Here is a 21115-nt window from a genome sequence, read left to right as displayed (position 1 = left end):
ACTCTCGCTCGTCTCGGGCGACATCAGGACAAGGAAACACGAATCCATGGCATTGATTGTCCAGAAATACGGCGGCTCCTCCGTCGGCTCGGTCGACAAGATCAAAAAGATCGCCGATAAGATCAAAGGCTATCGAGACGCCGGCGACCAGGTCGTTGTGGTCGTCTCGGCCATGGGCGGCGAGACCGATCGCCTGACCGAGCTGGCCGGCGAGCTCTCCGGCAAGCCCGTGGCGCGAGAGATGGATGTGCTGCTGTCGACCGGGGAGCAGGTCACTATCGCGCTGCTGTCGATGGCGCTGCAGCATATCGGCTGCCAGGCGCGCTCGTTCACCGGCTGGCAGGTGCCGATCGTCTCCGACGATTTCCACTCCAGAGCCCGGATCGAGGAAATCGAGGGCAACAACCTGCGCGCCGCGCTCGATGGCGGTCAGGTCGCGGTCGTCGCCGGCTTCCAGGGCATCACCAGCGATGGCTCGATCTCCACGCTGGGCCGTGGCGGCTCGGATACCACGGCGGTCGCCCTGGCCGCTGCGCTGAAAGCCGACGAATGCCAAATCTATACCGACGTCGACGGCGTCTACACGACCGACCCGCGCGTGGTGCCCAATGCCCGCCGGCTCGAAAAGATCACCTTTGAAGAAATGCTCGAGATGGCCAGTCTCGGCTCGAAAGTGCTGCAGATCCGTGCGGTGGAATTCGCCGGCAAATACGGCGTGCCGCTACGCGTGCTCTCCACCTTCGAGGAAGGCCCCGGCACCCTGATCACCCTGGAGGAATACGTGGAAGAACCGATCATTTCCGGCATCGCCTTCACCAAGGACGAGTCGCAGCTCACCGTACTGGGCGTACCTGATCGCCCCGGCATCGCCTATGCCGTGCTTGGCCCCATCGGCGAAGCCAATATCGAAGTCGACATGATCCTGCAGAACGTCTCGGGCGATTCGTCCAGCGATTACACGCTCACCGACTTCACCTTCACCGTGCACAAGCGTGATTACGAAGCGGCCAAGGAAATGCTCGAGAAGGTCGCCCCCGAGATTGGTGCGCGCGACGTCTCCGGTGTGCCGGACGTTTGCAAGGTCTCGCTGGTCGGCGTGGGCATGCGCTCGCACGCCAACGTGGCCGCGCGCATGTTCAAGGTGCTGGCCGACGAGAACGTCAACATCCGCATGATCTCCACCACCGAGATCAAGATCTCGATCGTGGTCGAGAACAAGTACCTGGAACTGGCCGTGCGCGCGCTGCATGACGAATTCGATCTCGACGAAGAGCCGAAGAAGGTCGAGTCCGAGCTGACACCGACCGAAGAGCAGTAAGAGCGCGCTGGATCCGCAGCCGAGACGCCGTAGGTCATCGGCTGCGGACCCGCCAGGCCGGTCGTGGCGGGATGAAACCAACGATATTGGAAAAATCGAACGAAAAGACTTGTGTCACAACGGTTTCAGGGCTATTATTTGCGCTCTTGATTGATCGCGGACGCACACGAAAGCCCCGCCGATTTGATAGTCGCTTTGTTCGACCAATCGATGCAAAGGGCTGGGTTTGGCCTTTCGCGTTGAATCAGGCGAAGATTGTCAGTATCGGAGAGGTGGCCGAGTGGTCGAAGGCGCTCCCCTGCTAAGGGAGTAAGGGGTTTATAGCCTCTTCGAGGGTTCGAATCCCTCCCTCTCCGCCAGACAATCAAAACGAGCAATGCGCCCGTAGCTCAGCTGGATAGAGCGTGCGGCTACGAACCGCAAGGTCGGGAGTTCGAATCTCTCCGGGCGCACCACACTAAGAAAGGCCCTCCTGATTCAGGTGGGCCTTTTTTATTGTCTGACAACTCATTTCGAACTCCCGACCCATAAACAATCGTTCGACCGCGCAACGGGCGATTTGCCAGCGATCGTGCTGTAACTTAGCGCCAGCTTTTTCGGGCACCGTAGACGCACAGGTTAGCCTCCCGGGTCTGCTGGATAACGTCACGTAGCTCGGCATCACGCTTTTGGCGGGCCGATCGGCGGCTGGGCTCAGACGTTCGACGCTTGGCTTCGTGACACGTCGACGGTGCCATCGGCAGGATCTTGCCGATTGGCTCGACACCGTAGACGTCGCGGTGATCGTCGATGAAATCGATCATCACTTGCCTCGGCGGTCGAGGCCCTATTGGGCAAAATACGCGGACGCCTTGCGAAGGATATCGTTAGCTCGCGGTTCTCTCACTCAAGCGCTTTGGCGCGTTCACGTTCTTCCGTGGTCTGGCCGTCGCGCAGTCCGCGATCGCGCTCCGCCTCGTGAACCGAGCTGCGCAATGTCTCAGGCGTACAGCCGAACTTGCCGGTGATCGAGCCCATAGCTGCCCTCTGCGAGGCATACTCGCCTTGATAATCAAAAAACCATGCGAACCGCCCGCTGTCGCACTTCCGGTGAATATCGGTTGCTCTGTTTTATGGCTTGAGTCTCTCAAGAGTTGGAGTCCCCGGGAATCCCGGGGTGATTCAGCCTGCCGCGCGAGGCCAAAAAGTCCGAATTGGACGAAGGGGTTTGTCACGGCCTGCGATCAGCGGATACACAGGAGCAGGGCATTGCCATCGGCTGGGAAAATATCCAGTATCTGCAACAGGGCACGGTCAGCAACACCTACTGGGACCATACCCTGACGGGCGGCCCGTGTGAGCGCACGGAGGAATACGTCGCGCCGTTCTTCAAGACCGACCGCGAAGCCGATTACCGCATCGTGTGGGCGTTTTTCGAATCAATGACAATAATCTGATTTTTTCACCCCGGGGGCTAGATGTTATCGAGTTTTGTTGAAGCGGCCGTATCGGGCGTCGATGCGGCGTATCTCACCGACGGCTTTATTGTGCTCATCCTGGCCATATTTGTGCTCGCCTGCGTCTGGAAGCGCGGCAACCGCCAACATGCCTTTACCCACTACGCGCCAACGCTGATGACGACCCTAGGTATTCTGGGAACATTCACGGGGATCGTCGCGGGCCTGCTCCATTTTAACGTTGATAATATCGACGGCAGTATTTCGACACTGCTGGCCGGCATGAAAACAGCGTTTCTGACCAGCCTGGCCGGTATGTTCTTTGGCATTGTGTACAAAGTGCTGGCAACGGTGGGTTGGATCAGCCCGCGAGAGAAGGATGCCATCGACGAAGACGCCATCGGGGTGGCCGAGCTGTATCAGGTGATGACCGAACAGCGGGACGGTGTCGTGTCCCTACGCGAGGCGATCGGCAGCGGCGACGAGTCGTCGCTGACCGGGCAGATGAAGCTGCTGCGCGGCGACATGGGCGACCATTTCAAGCAGAGCCGCCAGGAGTTCGCCGCGTTTCAGGAAAATCTCTGGGTCAAGTTGCAGGATTTTGCCGATATGTTGTCCAAATCGGCGACCGAGCAGGTGATTGAAGCGCTGAATCAGGTAATCGCCGATTTCAACCAAAATCTGACCGAGCAGTTTGGTGAAAACTTCAAACAGCTTAATGAGTCAGTGGAAAAACTGGTGGAGTGGCAGGAGCGCTATAAGGAACAGCTTGGCCAGATGGTCGAGCAGTACGCGCTCGGTGTTTCAGCTATCGGTCAGACAGAAACCGCAGTCATGGCGATCAGCACGGATACGCAGAAGATCCCGGAGTCACTGGCGGCGCTGCGCGATGTACTGGAGGTCAATCAGCACCAGATTACGGAACTCAATCGGCATTTGAAGGCTTTTGCCAGCGTTCGGGATCGTGCCGTGGAGGCCGTGCCGCAGATTCACGACCAGATCGATGCCACGCTCAAGGGGGTGAACGAGGCGTCCGAACATATCTCGACCGGCATGAAGGATGCTGGCGACAAGCTGCAGGGCGCCATCGTTCAGGGTGCGCAGGAGTTTGTGGACAACTCCGGTCGCGTCAACCAATCCCTGCAAAGCAGCTCGGATGTGATTGCCAAGAATAGTGAGGACGTTAAGACCCAGTTCAATGATCTACTCAGCGATATGAACAATAATTTCCGAGACTTGATGGCCGAGGTCGCAAAGCAGAATCAGGCACTGGGACAGCAATTCAAAGACGCAGGCGAAACCATGACCACGGAGTTGGGCAATGCCCAGCGCGAGATGATGAAGGGGTTGGAACATATGGCGGAACGTCAGACCCAAGAAGCACAGCAGGTCTTCCGCAGCCTGCGCGGGTCCATCGAGGGGGCGCTCTCGGACACTGGCGATGCCGTGACCAAGCAGGTTCGTATGCTGGACTCACAAATGGAACGGGAACTCAGTCAGGTGATGACCGAGATGGGCCGTGCTCTCGGAACGATATCCCAGCAGTTTACCGGCGATTACCAAAAGCTGGTCCGTGAAATGCGCAACGTCGTTAACACCTGAGGCTGATCGGGATGTCTGACTTGCTGAATAGCCGGGCGGCCGAGCAGGAGGAGCACCATTGGCTGTCGATCTCTGATTTGATGTCGGGGCTGATGGTGGTGTTTCTGTTCATTGCCATTGCGATGATGCTTAACACGCAGGACGAGCGAAACAAGGTCAAGAATGTCGCCGTGGCCTACCAAGAAAATCAAGTGGCTATCTATCAGGCGCTTATGGCTGAATTCGAAGACGATCTGTCGAAGTGGAACGCCGATATTGATCGTCAGACCCTGACGTTTACCTTCAACTCGCCCGATATTCTTTTCGAGTCCGGTAAGAAAGAGCTCAACGACCGATACAAACAGTTGCTGTCGAATTTTTTCCCCCGCTATCTTCAAGTGTTAAGCCAGTTTGAAGATTCCATCGAGGAGGTCCGGATCGAAGGGCATACCAGTAGCGTATGGAATCAGAATGTGACGCCCACCGAGGCCTATTTTCTGAATATGCGGCTGTCCCAAGGCCGCACTCGAAACGTGTTGCAGTACGTCTACAAGCTCCAGGATGTGGACTCATTTCGTCCGTGGCTCAAGAAACATATGGTCGCAGTGGGGTTTTCGTCGTCGCATCCCGTGCTCGACGCACAGGATCAAGAAAATCTTGATGCGAGCCGTCGGGTGACATTTCGAGTGATTACAAACGCGGATATCAAGATCAAGCAGATTCTGGAAACGGTGCAATGAAGATACGCGTCGATTTCGATGCGCTGTGGCGCAGTGTTGAAATGATGGGCGCCAGCGATCGAGACTTCCGCTTCTCGGCAGTTAACAAAGGGGAGTTGGCGATCGATGCCGAGCTGGAGCGCGGTATCGAGGTCGACCTCGACAACCTAGAAACCACGAGTGGCCTGTTGTCCTATCAAGGACGCCAGGTTCTGTTGTATATCCCGGACCAGGGCAGACGAATTTCCGAGGTGCTCGAAAGCCCTGAAAAGGGTAAGAAATTCCACGTCGCCGAGTGCAATACGCTGGATGCCATGCGCAGTAGAGGGCGTTTTGAGCGATACGTTGTCACCAACGATATGAGTGGCGTGTTCAGTGTTTCGGGGACTGATCCAGTGGCGGGCTATCAGGAAGGAAAGGCGGAATTGTGCGTGTGCAAAAACTGCCTGAAATTTTTGAATTACCAGGGCTACCAGAAAGGCGGGCCCGGCAAGAGTTCCATCTTTGAGGGATTTACCTTGGAGAGGTTCTTCAAGACTTACAGCACTCGTTTCCGAAGTCTGCCAAGCCGTTTTACCGACCGGGGCGGCGGCTATTCCGAGGACTGGCAGCAGATATCCCAGTCTTTTCGCGCCAAGCGAGATTGGACCTGTGAAAACTGTCTGGTGAATCTCGCGGATGAGCGTCGATTGCTCCACACGCATCACGTGGATGGCAATAAAAGGAACAACGAATCGAGCAACCTTAAAGCGCTCTGTGTCGACTGTCATCGTAAGCAGCCGATGCACGGAACGATGATGATCAAGAACAATGATATGGCCACCATCCAGCGGCGACGCAAGCAACAGGGTGTACTCGCGGACTCCGGCAGCTGGGATGAGGTGCTGGATCTGATTGACTCCGCCTACGAGGGCGTGGCGCTCAAATTGCTACGCGAAGGCCATCCAGCGCCTGAAGTGGCTGCCGATATCCTGGATGGTGACAAAGGAGTGATCCTGACGCCTGAATTGTCCTGGCCGGCGAAAAAACGAGCCATCGTCGATACCGGTGCACAGGTGCAGCTGCTCGAAACTGCAGGCTGGCGCGCGCAGCTCGTAACGCAGGTGTTGCAACGCTGAGTTGTCGAGTGGGTAGCCAAGCCGCTTGGACGGGATATCGCCTCATAAAGACAGGGAGTAGATCGTGACAACATTTGACAGCACTAAAACACCGCTGCCCGCGCTGCTGGGCCAGATTACCGAAGGCAAGATTCAGTTGCCGGATTTCCAGCGCGGCTGGGTCTGGGATGATGATCATGTGCGCAGCCTGCTGGTAAGCATCGCGCGCTCGTTTCCCGTGGGCGCGGTGATGCTCATGGAGACCGGCGGCGAGGTGCGCTTTCAGGTGCGGCCCGTGGAGGGCGTGAACTCCGGCGCAGAGAGTCGCGACCCGGAAAAACTGATTCTTGATGGCCAGCAGCGGTTGACTAGCCTGACCCAGGCGGTAGCGCTGGCTGCGCCCGTGGATACGCAGACCAATAAGGGCAAGAAGATCAAACGCCACTATTATCTGCATATTCCCACCGCGTTGGACGGCCCGGAACGCCTAGAAGAGGCGCTCGTCGCGGTGGACGAAAAGCGCCAGATTCTAAGCAATTTCGGCCGGGATGTGGAACTAGATCTATCGACCCTGGAGCAGGAATGCCGGCAGTTGTATTTCCCCTGCGACCAGATATTGAACTCGGATGCTTGGGAAGAAGCGTTGCAGGCGTACGCGCCCGATCAGTTTGGCATGTATATGCGATTCCGCCGTGAGGTCATCAACGCCTTTCGTTACTACGAGGTTCCGGTCATCGAACTTAAGAAGGAGACGAGCAAGGAGGCGGTGTGTCTGGTGTTCGAAAAGGTGAACACCGGCGGTGTCCAGCTGTCGGTGTTCGAGCTGATTACCGCCGGCTATGCGGCGGAAGGCTATAACCTGCGCGATGACTGGTACGGCTCTTCCCTACGCGACGTCGACTCGCGCCGGACCCGTCTGACGAGCGATTTGTTGTTGCACGGCGTGGAATCCACCGAGTTTTTGCAGGCGATCACGCTACTACACACCCACGAGCGCAAACGGGCCGATATACAGGACGGCCGACAGGGCAAGCAGATCCGGCCAGTCAGCGCTAAGCGTGCCGCCGTGCTCGATCTGCCGTTAGATGCTTATAAGCGCTGGGCGGATGCGGTGGAGGCCGGCTATATGCGGGCCGCCCATTTCCTGCGCAAGGAGTGCTTCTATGCCGCGCGCGAGGTGCCCTACGGCACACAGGTGGTTCCGTTGGCCGCAGTGATGACGCTGCTCGGTGAGCGTTGGCGCGAGCCGCGTATCTACGCAAAACTGGCGCAGTGGTATTGGTGCGGCGTGCTGGGCGAGCTCTACGGTGGCGCCGTGGAAACACGCGTGGCGAACGACGTGGACGAGCTTATGCAGTGGTTTGACGACGATGAGGCCGTGCCGCGCACCGTGACCGATGCGGCATTCCAACCCGAGCGTCTGTCTTCGCTACGCACCCGCAATAGCGCGGCCTATAAGGCGATCAACGTTCTGGTATTGCGCGAAGGGGCCGAGGACTTCTTCTGGAAGGCCGGCATTCAGGAGCTCGACGCCCAGGAGATCGCCTTGGACATACACCATATATTTCCCAGCCACTGGTGCGAAACACAGAGTATCCAAGTCAAGCAATACGACAACATCCTCAATAAGACGCCGATTTCGTACAAGGCGAATCGCAAAATCGGTGGCGATGCGCCGTCGCATTATCTGTACAAGATACAGAACGATCCGCAGGTGCAGATGAGCGATGCCGAGATGGACACGATTCTGGCTAGCCATTGTGTTCCAGCGGCGCGTTTGCGGGAAGACGACTTCCACGGTTTTATCGACGAGCGTCGGCGACTTCTGCTCAGTCTGATCGAGAAAGTCATGGGTAAGCGCATTGCTGAAAACGATGTGGCCGCTTGAAAGATAATATCTGCTGCAGGGGGCTGGGTGACGGAGTCAGGTCTTGCATTGCCACAATTTTGATAAGCCAACTACCGATAAAAAGCGAGACTCGAATTGATTAGCTAAGTTGGACCGACGCGGTAGGTTTTCCCGGCTGAATGTCGTAATGCAAGACCTGACTTCGTTCTACTGCACGTTTTCGAGCATCGACTCGGCCAACAGCCGCTTCAAGCGACTGTTTTCGAGCGCCTTGAGCCACTTGGCACCCGGTATGCCCATGCCGCTGAACTTGTTTTGAAACGTGTAATAGTTGGCCTCGGGAAAACCCGTGTCGGCGGCATAACTCTTTAACCGGTGTACCGGTCTCGGCCTCTTCAGAAGACCAATGATTTGGTTTTCGATATAGCGCTTCTTCATATCCAAGCTCCAGGCTTCGGGGGATTGGACTCCAGATCGGGCTGCTACTTTACCGCGCGGGATGGCTGAGCCGGACAGGACGGCCACACTGTACTGGCCCCGAACAGGTGAGCGGCGCAGCCGCGAATAACCTCTCCCGTGGGGGCGCCAAGCGCAGCTGCGGCGACGGGCGGCCTCGTTAGCCCGACGGTTTCGTCGACCCCGGCCGGCGCCGTCGGTCATCTCGATCCACACAACAACCCACAAAAACTGTGGATAACACTGTGTGCATGCGCCGCAAGCCCCGGCTGCCAACGGTTTTGCGATCGATGATCAGAAATTGATCAAACCGTGTGCCCGCGGGCACAGGCATCGAGGCCATGCGGACTATTTGCGCAACATGACCTGTTCGACAGCGTGTTCGGCGCCCTTGGTCAGAATCAGGCTGGCGCGCTCGCGGGTGGGCAGGATGTTTTCCACGAGGTTCTTCTCGTTGATGTCTCGCCAGATGCGGTTGGCGGTTGCCTGTGCCTCGGTTTCCGATAGGTGGGCATATTTGTGGAAATAAGAGTTCGGATCGGCGAACACGCTTTCACGCAGTGTCATGAAGCGATTCAGGAACCAGGCGTTCAGATGATCAATATCGGCATCGACATAGATCGAGAAGTCCAGGAAGTCGGAGACGAAGACATGATCGGCGTTCTGCGGATAATCCATGCCGGACTGCAGCACGTTGAGGCCTTCCAGAATCACGATGTCCGGTTGATCAACCATCTGTGTGCGATCGCTGAGCACGTCATAAACCAGGTGCGAATATAGCGGGACTTCGAGTTTCGGTGCGCCGGCCTTGAGCTCGGAGACGAACTCCAGCAGGCGAGCGATATCAAACGATTCGGGAAAGCCCTTGCGGGCCATCAAACCGCGTGCATCCAGCGTGGCATTGGGATAGAGAAAACCATCGGTGGTCACGAGTGCGACGCGCCGTGAGGTCGGCCAGCGATCGAGCAGCGCCTGGAGCACGCGGGCGGTGGTGCTCTTGCCCACGGCCACGCTCCCAGCGATGCCGATCACGAACGGGGGCCGTCGAGCGTGGTTGCCCAGGAACTGATCCAGCGTGGTCGAACGTTGCTGATGCGCGCTGGCATACAGATCCAGCAGCCGGGCCAAGGGCAGGTAGATTTCGGTGACCTCGGCCATCGAGAGTTCTTCGTTGATACCGCGCAACGTATCGATCTCGTCCGCGGTCAGCGTCATGGGCACCGCGTTGCGAAGCGCGGCCCATTGATCTCGCGAGAAATGCATGTAGGGGCTGTATGCCGTCTTTTCGGGCATGACGACGATTCCTTGAAGCCAAAACGAGCGCGCGGTGATCGACGCCCCCGACGCGGTGAAGCCGCAGTGTAACCATCTCGTCATGCCGATGGGCGCGGCCAGCCGTGTGGCTAGCGGGTGGGGCGTGCCGTTACCCACATTGAAATCACGGCCGAGACGACCGTCGTGCCGTGTGTATCCTCAAGATCGACGACGATCGGGTAGGCCATGCCGTCGGTGAACACCGGCCGGGGCGTGCGGGCCACCGCGGTGGCGCGAATATCCGTCGTGGCCTTGGCCACATAGGCGACTTGCATGCCCTTGGGAATCCATCGGTGCGTACGCGGCACGCTTACTTCGGCCAGCACGCCGGCGGCGGCCTCGGCCAGATTGCAGATCGCGATCGCGTGCACGGTGCCGATGTGGTTTTGAACAGCCCGGCGCTTGGCCATGTGCACGACACAGCGCTCACGCGTGACGCTTTCAAAAAAGGGCCGTATCGTGGCGAAATACGGTGCACGCCAAGCCACGCCGCGCGAAAATACGTGGCGCCCGCCGGGCAGCCGATTGGCGCGTTGCCACAGGGTGAGTAGATCGGCCATGAGGTTTCCCGTTCTAGAAGGTCTTGCCAGAATAGCCTGCCATGACTGATGAAATCGTCACTTACCTGTCGATGACCGATCCGTCAGCGCTGGTCTGGCCGCGCGTGGTTCCGGCGTTTGATTTTCATCGCGTGCAGCCGGCCGACCCGGATCGGCTGCGCGGGTTCTATCATGATGTCGGTGCGGCCTATCAATGGCGTGATCGCCTGGGCTGGTCGGCGGCAGACTGGGCTGCCCGCGCGCGCCGGCCCGGCGTGTCGTTATGGGTGGCCGAAACCGACCGGTCTGTGGGGTTTTGTGAGCTGGCCCAGGATCAGGCGAGTGGCGTGGAGATCGCTTATTTTGGTCTGTTGCCGGCTTTCGTGGGCCACGGCTACGGCGGGGCGGTGCTCGCCGCCGGCGTGGCTGCCGCCTGGCAGCTGCCGGGCACACAGCGGGTATGGCTGCACACCTGTAACTTCGATCATCCCAACGCGCTGGCCAACTATCGGGCCCGCGGCTTCGGCGTCGATCGGGTGGTTACAGACCCGTCTGATCAATCGTAGGTCATGATCAGCAGGGCCTCGGCGTCTGTCTCATGGGCCTGGTAGACATGCGCGCCGTCGCCGGCATATCGCATGTAATCACCGGGTGCCAGCACAACAGGCTGATCCTGGGGGCCGGCACTGAGACGGCCGGAGATCACGTACAGGTGCTCTATCGTCGCCGGCAGATGGGCCTGCGAGACGTGGACCGCGCCGGCGGCCAAATGCAGGCGATACAGCGACTGTCGTCGGCCGGACCAGGCGGTATCAATGAGCGTGGCCTGCATCGTGGCCTGCTCGTCTTCGGTGGTCGTTCCCTGACCGGCGCGCACGATCGCGACATCCGCGGGTGCGGCCGTGATCAGCTCGGCGAAGGGCACGCCCAATGTGCTCGCCAGGGCCCATAGCGTCTCGATGCCTGGATTGCCCCGGCCGAGCTCGAGTTGGGTCAAAGTCGATTTCGCAATCCCGGCCTGTCGTGCCAACGCCGAGGCCGATAACCCGCGCGAGGCGCGCAGACGCCGCAATTGATCGGCGATATGCCCCAGCAAAGCACTCTGGGGTGTGTTGTCGGTCGCGTCGGGCATTGAACAAGCAGTTTCGGCAGGCGGTGAAAAGCGTACACTGAGCGAAAAGTGTTTTATATATCGAACGATGCGTTCATCTTATGATTCATCGGTTGCGACGGTCGGGGCGGTGTTGTGGCGCCAGGTCGCCCCGATTTGTCTGGCCTATGCCCTGGTCGGTATCTCGTTTGGCGCGATCACGGTATCGGCCGGCATACCGGGCTGGGTGGCGCCGGCCATGTCGGCCGCAGTGTTCGCCGGCAGTGCGCAGTTTGCGGCCATCGGGATCGTGATGGGCGGTGGCGGTCTGGTTGCGGCAATCCTGGCCGGGTTGGTCATCAATGCGCGCATGCTGGCTTATGGTATCGCTGTGGCGGATGCCACGGGCCGGCACCGCTGGCATCGGTTCTTTGGCGCGCATCTGATCACGGACGTGAACACCGCACTCGTGCTGGGCGTCTCAGACCCGTGTCGCCGGCGGCGTCTGTTCTGGGGCGCCGGCGGTTTGATCTTTGTCTGCTGGAATATGGCCGTGCTGGCGGGCGTGATGCTGGGCGATCATCTGGGGGACGTGCATGCGCTGGGACTGGACGCCGTGTTGCCGACAATTTTGCTTGCCCTGGTGGCCGACGCGCTTCACGGCGCTCGTGTCCGCGCGGCCGTAGGTGCCGGGGCATTGGCCAGCCTGGTCGGGCTGGCCGTTCTACCGCCGGGCTGGCCGGTGCTGGCTTCGCTGCTCGGCTGTGTGGTGCTGGTGTGGCCTTGCCGGCGGCCAGGGTGGCAAGGCCAGCCATGAGCTGGCTATGGCTGATCGCGGCGATTGCGCTGGGAACCTATCTGTTCCGCCTGATCGGGCCGTTGGCCGGTGCACGATGGCAGCCGGGCACCGCATTGGCCGAGCTTTCGGAGATCGCGCCCGTTGTACTGCTGGTCAGTGTCGCGCTCGTTGCCACGTTGAGCGGTGAAGAGAGTCGCGGCGTATCGATTGATGCGGCCCGCATCGCGGGTGTGGCGGTCGGCGCCGGGCTTGCCTGGCGCGGTCAGACGATGGTGATGATCGTTGTGGGTGCGGCGGCTACGGCAGCCCTGTTGCGCCTTTGTGGGGCGTGACAGGTCGCGCAAAACCGAATTGATGGCCCGGGCCGATAGCGCCTGTCGCCTAATCAATTTGTCGATCTTGCAACACGGCGTGTTTTCGGCTCCTAGCAGCCGCTCATCGTGGCGAGCGCCCGGCTCACGGGCTATCGCGGGTGCCGGCTTTCCAGCGGGGGGCATCGTGCGCTGTCGGCCATCGCTGGGTCGTATTGAGCGCGCCTGCGCTTTCATGCTTTATAGAGCGGCGAGCCGCGGGCTCGTGGAGGAGACAACAAACGAGACCGGTCGCCCGTCGAAGCATTGGGGCGCAATCGGTCATCGGATCAAGGATTACAATCTATGACCTCGACGCTGATGTCGCTTCTGGCATTCACGCCGTTGCTGCTGGCCGCTATCTTGTTGATCGGCCTGCGGCTCGCCGCGCGTACGGCCATGCCGATCGTGTATCTGTATACCGTGCTGTTGGCCATTCTGGCCTGGCAGATGCCGTTCGTGCGGGTCATCGCCTCGTCGCTGCAAGGTTTGATGCTCACGATCTCGATCCTGTGGATCATCTTCGGGGCGATCCTGCTGCTGAACACGCTCAAGCATTCGGGCGGTATTTCAGCGATTCGTAACGGCTTTTCCGGCATCACGGATGATCGGCGTATTCAGGTGGTGATCGCCGCCTGGCTGTTCGGCTGCTTCATCGAAGGCGCCTCGGGTTTCGGCACAACGGCCGCGGTGGCCTCGCCGCTGCTGGTGGCTCTCGGCTTTCCGGCGCTGCCGGCGGTGGTCATGGGTTTGATGGTCCAGTCCACGCCGGTGTCTTTCGGCGCGGTCGGCACGCCGATTATCGTGGGGGTGACCGGCGGCGTGCATCAGTCAGCCATCGCCACCGATCTGGCCGCGCAGGGCGCCAGCTGGGCCCAGTATCTACAGCTTGTGACGTCCGAGGTAGCCATCATCCACGCGATCTGCGGCGTGACGATGCCGTTCATTCTCGTAACGATCCTCACGCGCTTTTTCGGCACCGACAAGAAATGGACCCACGGCTTCGAAGTGCTGCCGTTCTGCCTGTTTGGCGGCCTGGCCTTTGCGCTCCCGTTCGCGCTGGCCGGTATTTTTCTGGGCCCCTCGTTCCCGTCGATGATCGGCGCCCTGGTGGGGCTTGCCATCGTGGTGCCCGCCGCGCGCCGCGGCTTTCTCATGCCCAAGAAGAGCTGGCAGTTCGCCCCGGCCGAGCAGTGGCCGGCCGAGTGGATGGGCTCGATGGAGATCAAGTTCGAGGATGTGGCCGGTCGCGCGCCCATGTCCACGCTGATGGGCTGGGTGCCCTACGGCCTGCTGGCCGTGCTGCTGGTGATCTCGCGCATGGTGCCGCCGGTTCAGGAGGCACTGAAGTCCGTCGCGCTGTCTTGGAACAACATCCTGGGCGAGGCCGGTATTTCCGGCTCGATCGAGCCCTTGTATCTGCCGGGCGGGATCATCGTGATCGCCGTGCTTTTGACGGTGGGTATCCATCGCATGCGGCTGTCGGCCGCACGCCAGGCGTTTTCCGAATCCACGCAGACCATTCTGGGCGCGGGTTTCGTGCTGATCTTTACCATCCCCATGGTGCGCGTGCTGATCAATTCCGGCGTCAACGGGGCGGATCTGGCGTCCATGCCGGTGGCGATGGCGCAGTTCGTGGCCAACGGGGTGGGTGATATCTATCCGTTGTTCGCCCCGGCCGTCGGCGCGTTGGGCGCCTTCATCGCGGGGTCGAATACGGTATCGAACCTCATGCTCGCTGACTTTCAGTTCAACATCGCCGAAGCGCTGGGGCTGTCCACCGCCTTCATGGTGGCCTTGCAGGCCGTGGGCGCGGCGGCCGGCAACATGATCGCGATTCATAACGTGGTGGCGGCTTCGGCTACGGTAGGTTTGTTGGGCCGTGAGGGCACGATCCTGCGCAAGACCATGTTGCCCACGCTTTATTATTGTGTGCTGGCGGGGGTGATCGGGCTGATCGGCTTTTATCTGCTGGGCCTGGCGGATCCGTTGCTGACGGCCGGGGCGTAGTCCGCGGCCAGTAATACCGGCCGGGCATCGTCAATCAGCAATGCCCGGGTTATTTTGTGTCACCGAATTCATTCGTTTTAAGGACTCTCATGCAACAGAAAGCCGTGCTCGGCCTCGCCGACGTCAATCGTATTCTCGACGCGGCTCAGGCCGAAGCCGAGGCCCAGGGCTGGAACGTCGCGATCGCTGTCGTCGACGACGGCGGGCATCCGCTGGCTCTGCGTCGCCTGGACGACTGTGCGCCGATGGGCAGCTATATCGCCACAGAAAAAGCCCGCTCGGCGGCACTCGGCCGCAAGGAGACCCAGGTCTTCGAGGAAATGATCAACAACGGGCGTAACGCGTTTCTGTCCGCGCCCGTGCTGCAGGGCACGATGACTGGCGGCGTGCCGGTCATGGTCGATGGCCAGGTCGTAGGCGCTGTGGGTGTCTCCGGCGTCAAGCCTGATCAGGATGCCCAGACCGCCAAGGCCGGCGTGGCCGCCATCGGCTGATCGCGCGCGTTTTTGCGGCAAGACCAGGCCGGGCGCTCGGATGAGCCCCGGCTTTTTTTGTGTTTTCCAAACCACACGCTCAGCGCGCCGCACGTAACATCGCGACGTGGCCGAGCAGCGCTCGGCGTGCTTCAATCAGCCAACGGCCTTCGAGCGGCAACGAGCCGCATCATTCACGATGATAACAACGACGTACCCGAACCTGTTCGAGCCGCTGGATCTGGGCTTCACCCAGCTCAAGAACCGTGTGTTGATGGGCTCCATGCATACCGGCATGGAGGATTTCTTCTGGCACTACGATGATCTTGCCGCGTATTTCGCCGAGCGGGCGGCCGGCGGGGTCGGGCTGATCGTTACCGGCGGTATCGCGCCCAACGTGGCGGGCTGGGTGTCGCCGTTTGCCGGGCAGATGTCCAGGCGCTGGCATGTCCGGCCCCACGAGAAGATCACGCGCGCGGTGCATGCGCACGATGCCAAGATCTGTATGCAGCTCTTGCACGCCGGGCGTTATGGCTATCATCCGTTTGTGGTGTCAGCATCAGCCAAGAAATCGCCGATCTCGCGGTTCACGCCGCGTGCGCTCAGCACGAAGGCCGTGAAGGCCACCGTTGGCGATTATATCCGCAGCGCCGAGCTGGCCCGCGAGGCCGGCTATGACGGGGTGGAGGTGATGGGCTCGGAAGGCTATCTGATCAATCAGTTCCTGGTGGCGCGGGTCAACGACCGGCGCGATGAATACGGTGGCAGTGTCGAGAATCGGCAACGCCTGGCGGTGGAGATCGTGGCCGGTATCCGGCAGGCGCTGGGGGCCAACTTCATCATCATCTACCGGCTGTCGATGCTCGATCTGGTCGACAACGGCCAGCGCTGGGATGAGATCGTGCAGCTCGCCCGCGCGGTCGAGGCCGCGGGGGCCACGATCATCAATACCGGCATTGGTTGGCACGAGGCCCGCGTACCCACGATCGTCACCCGGGTGCCGCGAGCGGCTTTCGCCTGGGTCACGCAGGCGCTCAAGGCCGAGATTGCCGTGCCGATCTGTGCGGCCAACCGGATCAATACGCCGGCGACCTGCGAGCAACTGCTGGCCGACGGGGCCGCCGACATGGTCTCGATGGCACGGCCGTTTCTGGCGGATCCTGAATTCATGAACAAGGCCGCGACCGGGCGCGCGGACGCGATCAATACCTGTATCGCCTGTAACCAGGCCTGTCTGGACCACACATTCCAATGGAAACGCGCGCACTGTCTGGTCAACCCGCGCGCCGGGCGCGAAACCACATTAACGTTCGAGCCGGCCAACCGGGCGCGACGATTGGCGGTGGTAGGCGCCGGGCCGGCCGGGCTTGAAGCCGCCATGCGCCTGGCCGAGCGCGGGCATCACGTCAGCCTGTACGACAGCGCTGACGAGATCGGTGGCCAGTTCAATCTGGCCAAACAGATTCCGGGCAAGGAAGAGTTTCATGAAACGCTTCGTTATTACCGGCGCCAGCTCGCGCTGGCGGGCGTCACGATATATCTGGGGCAGACGATGAGCGCTGAGGCCCTGGCCGCCGAGGGGGTCGAGGCCGTGATCGTGGCCACCGGGGTCTTGCCGCGCACGCCGGCAATTACGGGCATCGAGCATGCAAGCGTTGCCTCGTATATCGATGTGCTGACCGGCAAGGTGCGCGCGGGGCGGCGTGCTGCGGTGATCGGGGCCGGCGGTATCGGGTTTGATGTCAGCGAGTTTCTCACCCACGAGCGCCCGTCGCCTGCCGAGGACAAAGCCGTGTTTTATGCCGAATGGGGTGTGGACTCGACGCTGGCCCGTCGCGGCGGGCTGGTCGAGCCCGCGCCGGCGCCCTCGCCACGCCAGGTGTATATGTTGCAACGCACCGATGAGAAACCGGGCCGGAATCTCGGCAAGACCAGTGGCTGGGCGCATCGCGCATCGCTGCGTCATAAGGACGTCGAGATGATCGCCGGCGTGACCTATGAACGCATCGACGATGCCGGGCTGCATATTCGTGTCGACGATCAGCCGCGGCTGTTGGCGGTGGACACGATCGTGATCTGTGCCGGCCAGCAGACACGGCATGAGCTGGCCGAGGCGCTGGCGGCCCGAGGCATCGAGACTCATGTCATCGGCGGGGCCAAGCGGGCCGCCGAGCTGGATGCCAAGCGCGCCATTCTGGAAGCCGCCGAACTGGCCGCGCGTTTATAGGCCCTAGGCGTGCGGCCCGTACTCGCCGGCCACGATGCGTTCCAGCCCGGCATACAGATCGGCTTCGGCGTGCATGCTGCGCAGGATCCAGTACAGCCCGGAGAGCGTGCGCAATACGAAGACCATGTCCGGGGCGGCGCGGAAATAGCGCCAGTACTTCATCGAACGCCCGATCTCGGCGCGGATCGAGCTGATCAGGGCATCGCGCTCGAAGACATAGGGCCGTTCGGCCTTCAAGGGCTCGATCGCCGAGGCGGCATGGCGGGCATAGATCTCGGCATAGACCTCGCCGTCCTCGGCCCAGCGGCCGGTCGGCACCGCACCCAGTGCCTCCATATGCCGGTGCACGCCTTCCCAGTCCGAGACAAACGCCCGCTCAAGCAGGCCGCGCAGCGCCAGGCGCGTGTCGTGATCGAGATATTTAACGCAGCCGAAATCATAGAGCGCGATGGTGCCGCGCTCGGTCACGCCGTAGTTGCCCGGGTGCGGGTCGGCGTGCAGCGCACCCAGCTCGAAGATCTGGCGGTTGATGGCTTCGATGATGGCATGGCCCATGGCGGGATCGGCCTGCTCGACCGGGTGCGAATCCAGCCGAGTGCTCACGAAGATCGCCTCGTTGCAGAGGGGTTTGATGGCCGTAGGTAGCTCGAATCCCGCCAGATCGAGCTGGCGCAGCGTATCCAGATTGGCCAGCTCGCGGCGATAGTCGGTCTCCTCGACGAAGCGGTCTCGCAGCTCGCCCAGGATACTGTCCAGATCCGCCCCGCCCACCGGCAACATGCGCGACCACTTGAGCAGGCGGGCCAGATTGGCGACATCCGCATCGATAGAATCAGCCACGCCCGGATAACGAATCTTGACCACCACCTCACGGCCGTCGGTCAGGCGCGCGGCATGCACCTGACCGATCGAGGCCGCGGCGATCGCGGTTTCATCGATCTCGGCGATCATGGCGCGTTCTTCATCGGTCCAGTAGGCGTCCAGCACGCCTTCCAGGCGCGAGAATTCCCACGGCTCGGCGTCGCGCTGCAGGCGTACCAGCTGCTCGGTGATCTGGGGCGGCAGCACGTCTTCGTACTGCGAGGCGATCTGGCCGAGCTTCATGGCCGCACCTTTCATGCCGCCCAGCGTGTCGTACCAATCCTGGCCGGTTTTCTGCCAGCTCTTGGCGCGGTCATAGCCCGGCATGGTGCGCAGCGCCCCGCGCGAGAGTGTGCGGATACCGGCGCCGATCAGTCGCCGGCGCCGTGTTTTCGAGTCGTTGTTATCGGAGGCCATGAACGTCGATGCCTGTCTTGTTGCGAAGCCATCCATACAGGCTCTGTGCCTCGGACGGTTTGACCGCCGTACCGGGCAAGAGTGCCGTGGGCCGCGGCGTGCGATCAAAGACGAACGCACCGTTAAGTGCGCCGGCCCGGCGCGCCGCGCCCAGCCATACGGCCGTGTCCGCACCCATGCGCGTATCGCGCAGCACCGGGCGCAGCAGGTAATAGAAGCGGGGCAGGGCATCGGCCACGCCGGGCGTGTCGACCCAGCCGGGATGCATGGCGTTGAAGCGCACGCCTTCATCGCCGTAGCGCCGAAACCAGTGCCGGGTGAGTGCGACCAGCGCCCGTTTGGTTCGGGCATAGGCGCCCAGCCCGTTGTAATCGTCGCCGCTGGGTTCCAGCGCCCCGCGATCCAGGCCCTTGGCATACATGCCGCCGCTGGACATGTTGATCACACGCCCCTGGGCGGCCGTCAGCGCCGGCATGAGGGTTTCGGTGAGCACGAACGGGGCGATGAGATTGATCGCCAGCGTCTGCTCGTGCCCGTCGGCGGTCTGGCCGTAGGACTCGAACAAAGCGCCCGCGTTATTGACCAGCACATCCAGGTGCGGCATGCGGGCGGCGATCTGTTGGCCGGCGGCCTGGGCCGCGGCCACGGTGGCCAGATCGGCCTCGACGGTGTCGATATGCTCCGGGTCACAGCCGGCCACGCCGCGGACGTGCTCGGCAGCGGCGGCCAAGCGCTGGCTGTCGCGCCCCACAAGCAGCACCCGCGCGCCCAGGCGGGCATATTCGGCGGCGATCGTGCGCCCGATGCCGCCTGTGGCTCCGGTGATGGCCACGGTTTTGTCATCCATGAATTCGGCGTGCGCGCGATCGCTCATGGCGAAATAGCCGCGATCGGTATACAGCGCCTCGCCGGGTAGCAGCGTGCGATCGGCGGCGTAGCTCAGCCAGCCCTGGCGGGGTGTCGCGGTCTTGATGGTCAGCGCGTCAATCAGGCCGGTCATGGCCTGGGCGGTCATGCGCTTGATCGCGGGGCGGGCCAGCCGGGCGGCCCGGGCCAGCGGGCCGCGCAGCGAGAACTCGCCGTGATAGGCGATATGCGTACGTGCCCCGTCTTCGCCGGGCGTGAACGTCAGCGTTTCGTGAGTCTTGATGCCCGCGCCGCGACCGGTCAGCTCGAGACGCTCGCCGGGGGCGATGGCATCCAGGCGATAGCGCAACGTCTTGCGTCTGGGCCCGATCGAGACGATCACCCGGAACTCGGTGCCGGGGCGCGGGGGGCCCGGCGTTAGTTTCTCGGCGCGATAGACCGCCGGATCCCACTGCTCACAGGTCGAGAAATCGGCGAGATACCGATAGCAGTCGGCGATGGCCCGCGGGGCCGTGGCGCCGCGTTCTATAGTTATCGTCGTCATATCAATCAATACGACAAGGGTCGAACAGTATTGCAGTCTGTTGACCTGTTGTCGCGCCATCAAGTTCAGCCGGGTTTACGCTTGGGCGGCGTGGGCTTTGCGTAACAGGGAATCCGCCCGTCTTCGGCGCGGCCTTTTGGCCGGCGTCCGTCGGGGCTTGGGTCGTGCGACACTCGGGCCATGAACGTATTCGACCGGATCTATGCGCTGCACAAGCAGCTGGCCGGCGCCCGGCGGCCGATCGCCAAGGCCACGCTGGAAGCCCGCCTTGAATGCTCGCCGGCCACGGTCAAGCGCCTGATTCGTGACATGCGCCTGTATCTCGATGCGCCTATCGAGTATGACCGCGAATACAACGGCTATTACTACGATCGCGATACCGATGCGCACTTTGAGCTGCCCGGGCTCTGGTTCAGCGCCGGCGAGCTGATCTCGCTGTTAGCGCTCGATCAATTACTGGAATCCGTCCAGCCGGGGCTGCTCTCGGCCGATCTGGCGCCGGTTCGGCGCCGGGTGGAACGGATTCTGGACAGCCGGGCGATGGGCGCCGGCGAGCTGTCACAGCGCACCCGTGTACTACGCGCCACCGCACGGGCGCCGGGTGCCGCTTTTGCTGATGTGGCCAGCGGGCTGGCTCTGCGCCGTCGCCTGAAGATCACCTACCACGGGCGAGCACGCGATACCCGCAGCCAGCGCGAGGTCTCGCCACAGCGCCTGGTGTATTACCGCGACAACTGGTATCTCGATGCCTGGTGTCATGACGCGCAAGGCCTGCGCAGTTTCTCGCTGGACCGGATCGAGGCCGCCGAGGTGCGCGATAGCGCTGCCCACGAGATGACCGCCGACGCGCTGGACACCGCCCTCGGTGCCGGCTACGGCATCTTTTCCGGCCCGGCCGAGGCGACAGCCATCCTGCGATTTTCGGCTCGCGCGGCGCGTTGGGTGGCCGACGAGCAATGGCATCCCGACCAGCAGGGCATGTTCCTGCCCGACGGGCGCTACGAGCTGCGCGTGCCGTATGCCGCGGCCGAGGAGCTGTTGCGCGACGTGCTGGCCTACGGCCCCGAGGCCGAGGTGATCGGGCCGCTGTCCCTGCGCGATGCCATCGCCGAACGCCTGGCGGCCGCCGCGCGCCTGTACGAGTTGTAAATTCATACAGCTCCGGGTC

Annotated in this window: 18 protein-coding genes, 2 tRNA genes, 2 pseudogenes and 1 other annotated feature; of the genes and pseudogenes, 15 read left to right on the top strand and 7 right to left on the bottom strand. The window is 61.7% G+C overall.

Annotation, left to right across the window (positions count from 1 at the left end; all coding sequences use genetic code 11):
• The first annotated feature begins 46 nt into the window (after positions 1-46).
• The 3 genes from SAJA_RS03180 to SAJA_RS03170 all read left to right on the top strand — a co-directional run bounded on the left by SAJA_RS03180 (position 47) and on the right by SAJA_RS03170 (position 1773).
• Entirely contained in the window at positions 47-1318 is a 1272-nt protein-coding gene (locus SAJA_RS03180; RefSeq protein ID WP_123657209.1) for an aspartate kinase, read from the top strand.
• Positions 1319-1584: 266 nt separating this feature from the next.
• Positions 1585-1677 (top strand) — tRNA-Ser (locus SAJA_RS03175).
• Between the two features lie 19 nt (positions 1678-1696).
• Positions 1697-1773: transfer RNA gene (locus tag SAJA_RS03170), tRNA-Arg, on the top strand.
• Between the two features lie 77 nt (positions 1774-1850).
• Here SAJA_RS03170 and SAJA_RS15335 read toward each other — a convergent pair.
• A pseudogene (locus SAJA_RS15335) lies at positions 1851-2432 on the bottom strand (transposase); the annotation flags it as partial.
• Positions 2047-2163 (bottom strand) — a sequence feature (AL1L pseudoknot). It overlaps the preceding pseudogene by 117 nt.
• A 79-nt stretch (positions 2433-2511) precedes the next feature.
• On the opposite strand from SAJA_RS15335, the gene SAJA_RS03160 reads away from it, so the two are divergent.
• From SAJA_RS03160 to SAJA_RS03140, 5 genes are all read left to right on the top strand, one after another.
• On the top strand, positions 2512-2754 hold the full coding sequence (locus tag SAJA_RS03160; RefSeq protein WP_123657207.1) for a hypothetical protein: 243 nt from the start codon (positions 2512-2514) through the stop codon (positions 2752-2754).
• Positions 2755-2775: 21 nt separating this feature from the next.
• Positions 2776-4356, top strand: coding sequence for a MotA/TolQ/ExbB proton channel family protein (locus tag SAJA_RS03155; RefSeq protein WP_123657206.1), 1581 nt, complete (start codon positions 2776-2778; stop codon positions 4354-4356).
• Positions 4357-4367: 11 nt separating this feature from the next.
• Positions 4368-5075 (top strand): OmpA/MotB family protein, encoded by a 708-nt coding sequence (locus tag SAJA_RS03150; protein WP_123657205.1) that lies wholly within the window; start codon positions 4368-4370, stop codon positions 5073-5075.
• Positions 5072-6172: an HNH endonuclease signature motif containing protein gene (locus tag SAJA_RS03145; RefSeq protein WP_123657204.1), complete on the top strand. Its 1101-nt coding sequence runs from the start codon at positions 5072-5074 to the stop codon at positions 6170-6172. The genes SAJA_RS03150 and SAJA_RS03145 overlap by 4 nt, the downstream gene beginning before the upstream one ends.
• Positions 6173-6236: 64 nt before the next feature.
• Positions 6237-8039 carry a GmrSD restriction endonuclease domain-containing protein gene (locus SAJA_RS03140; RefSeq protein WP_123657203.1) on the top strand — a complete coding sequence of 601 codons (1803 nt, stop codon included), beginning with the start codon at positions 6237-6239 and terminating at the stop codon, positions 8037-8039.
• A gap of 177 nt (positions 8040-8216) precedes the next feature.
• Here the strand turns inward: SAJA_RS03140 and SAJA_RS03135 are convergent.
• The 3 genes and pseudogenes from SAJA_RS03135 to SAJA_RS03125 form a co-directional block, all read right to left on the bottom strand.
• Positions 8217-8438 (bottom strand): annotated as a pseudogene (locus SAJA_RS03135) (transposase); the annotation flags it as partial.
• 366 nt (positions 8439-8804) lie between these two features.
• Positions 8805-9749: a type I pantothenate kinase gene (gene coaA, locus SAJA_RS03130; protein ID WP_221180101.1), complete on the bottom strand. Its 945-nt coding sequence runs from the start codon at positions 9747-9749 to the stop codon at positions 8805-8807.
• Positions 9750-9859: 110 nt separating this feature from the next.
• Positions 9860-10330: a hotdog fold domain-containing protein gene (locus SAJA_RS03125; protein WP_123657200.1), complete on the bottom strand. Its 471-nt coding sequence runs from the start codon at positions 10328-10330 to the stop codon at positions 9860-9862.
• A 41-nt stretch (positions 10331-10371) separates the two neighbouring features.
• Between SAJA_RS03125 and SAJA_RS03120 the strand changes: the two genes are divergently transcribed.
• The gene (locus tag SAJA_RS03120; protein WP_123657199.1) at positions 10372-10875 is read left to right on the top strand and encodes a GNAT family N-acetyltransferase; all 504 of its coding nucleotides are present in this window, start codon (positions 10372-10374) and stop codon (positions 10873-10875) included.
• On the opposite strand, the gene SAJA_RS03115 is transcribed toward SAJA_RS03120, so the two are convergent.
• Complete coding sequence (locus tag SAJA_RS03115; RefSeq protein WP_123657198.1) at positions 10866-11441, bottom strand: helix-turn-helix domain-containing protein; 576 nt, start codon at positions 11439-11441, stop codon at positions 10866-10868. The genes SAJA_RS03120 and SAJA_RS03115 overlap by 10 nt on opposite strands.
• A 67-nt stretch (positions 11442-11508) precedes the next feature.
• Between SAJA_RS03115 and SAJA_RS03110 the strand changes: the two genes are divergently transcribed.
• The 5 genes from SAJA_RS03110 to SAJA_RS03090 all read left to right on the top strand — a co-directional run bounded on the left by SAJA_RS03110 (position 11509) and on the right by SAJA_RS03090 (position 17258).
• Complete coding sequence (locus SAJA_RS03110) at positions 11509-12216, top strand: AzlC family ABC transporter permease (RefSeq protein ID WP_123657197.1); 708 nt, start codon at positions 11509-11511, stop codon at positions 12214-12216.
• Positions 12213-12530, top strand: coding sequence for an AzlD domain-containing protein (locus SAJA_RS03105; RefSeq protein WP_123657196.1), 318 nt, complete (start codon positions 12213-12215; stop codon positions 12528-12530). Before SAJA_RS03110 ends, SAJA_RS03105 begins: the two co-directional genes overlap by 4 nt.
• Positions 12531-12854: 324 nt before the next feature.
• Positions 12855-14558 (top strand): L-lactate permease, encoded by a 1704-nt coding sequence (locus tag SAJA_RS03100; protein WP_123657195.1) that lies wholly within the window; start codon positions 12855-12857, stop codon positions 14556-14558.
• Between the two features lie 89 nt (positions 14559-14647).
• Entirely contained in the window at positions 14648-15052 is a 405-nt protein-coding gene (locus SAJA_RS03095; RefSeq protein ID WP_123657194.1) for a heme-binding protein, read from the top strand.
• 178 nt (positions 15053-15230) lie between these two features.
• Entirely contained in the window at positions 15231-17258 is a 2028-nt protein-coding gene (locus SAJA_RS03090) for an NADPH-dependent 2,4-dienoyl-CoA reductase (protein ID WP_123657193.1), read from the top strand.
• A gap of 3 nt (positions 17259-17261) precedes the next feature.
• On the opposite strand, the gene SAJA_RS03085 is transcribed toward SAJA_RS03090, so the two are convergent.
• Together SAJA_RS03085 and SAJA_RS03080 are read right to left on the bottom strand one after the other, a co-directional pair.
• Positions 17262-18536: an ABC1 kinase family protein gene (locus SAJA_RS03085; RefSeq protein WP_184999720.1), complete on the bottom strand. Its 1275-nt coding sequence runs from the start codon at positions 18534-18536 to the stop codon at positions 17262-17264.
• Positions 18523-19947, bottom strand: coding sequence for an SDR family NAD(P)-dependent oxidoreductase (locus tag SAJA_RS03080; protein WP_184999719.1), 1425 nt, complete (start codon positions 19945-19947; stop codon positions 18523-18525). Before SAJA_RS03080 ends, SAJA_RS03085 begins: the two co-directional genes overlap by 14 nt.
• 180 nt (positions 19948-20127) lie before the next feature.
• Between SAJA_RS03080 and SAJA_RS03075 the strand changes: the two genes are divergently transcribed.
• Positions 20128-21096, top strand: coding sequence for a helix-turn-helix transcriptional regulator (locus SAJA_RS03075; RefSeq protein ID WP_123657190.1), 969 nt, complete (start codon positions 20128-20130; stop codon positions 21094-21096).
• Positions 21097-21115 lie beyond the last annotated feature (19 nt).

Source organism: Salinisphaera japonica YTM-1 (genome assembly GCF_003788585.1).
Taxonomy (GTDB): domain Bacteria; phylum Pseudomonadota; class Gammaproteobacteria; order Nevskiales; family Salinisphaeraceae; genus Salinisphaera; species Salinisphaera japonica.
Note: the sequence above shows the minus strand (reverse complement) of the source record. Positions and strands in the feature narration are given on the sequence as shown.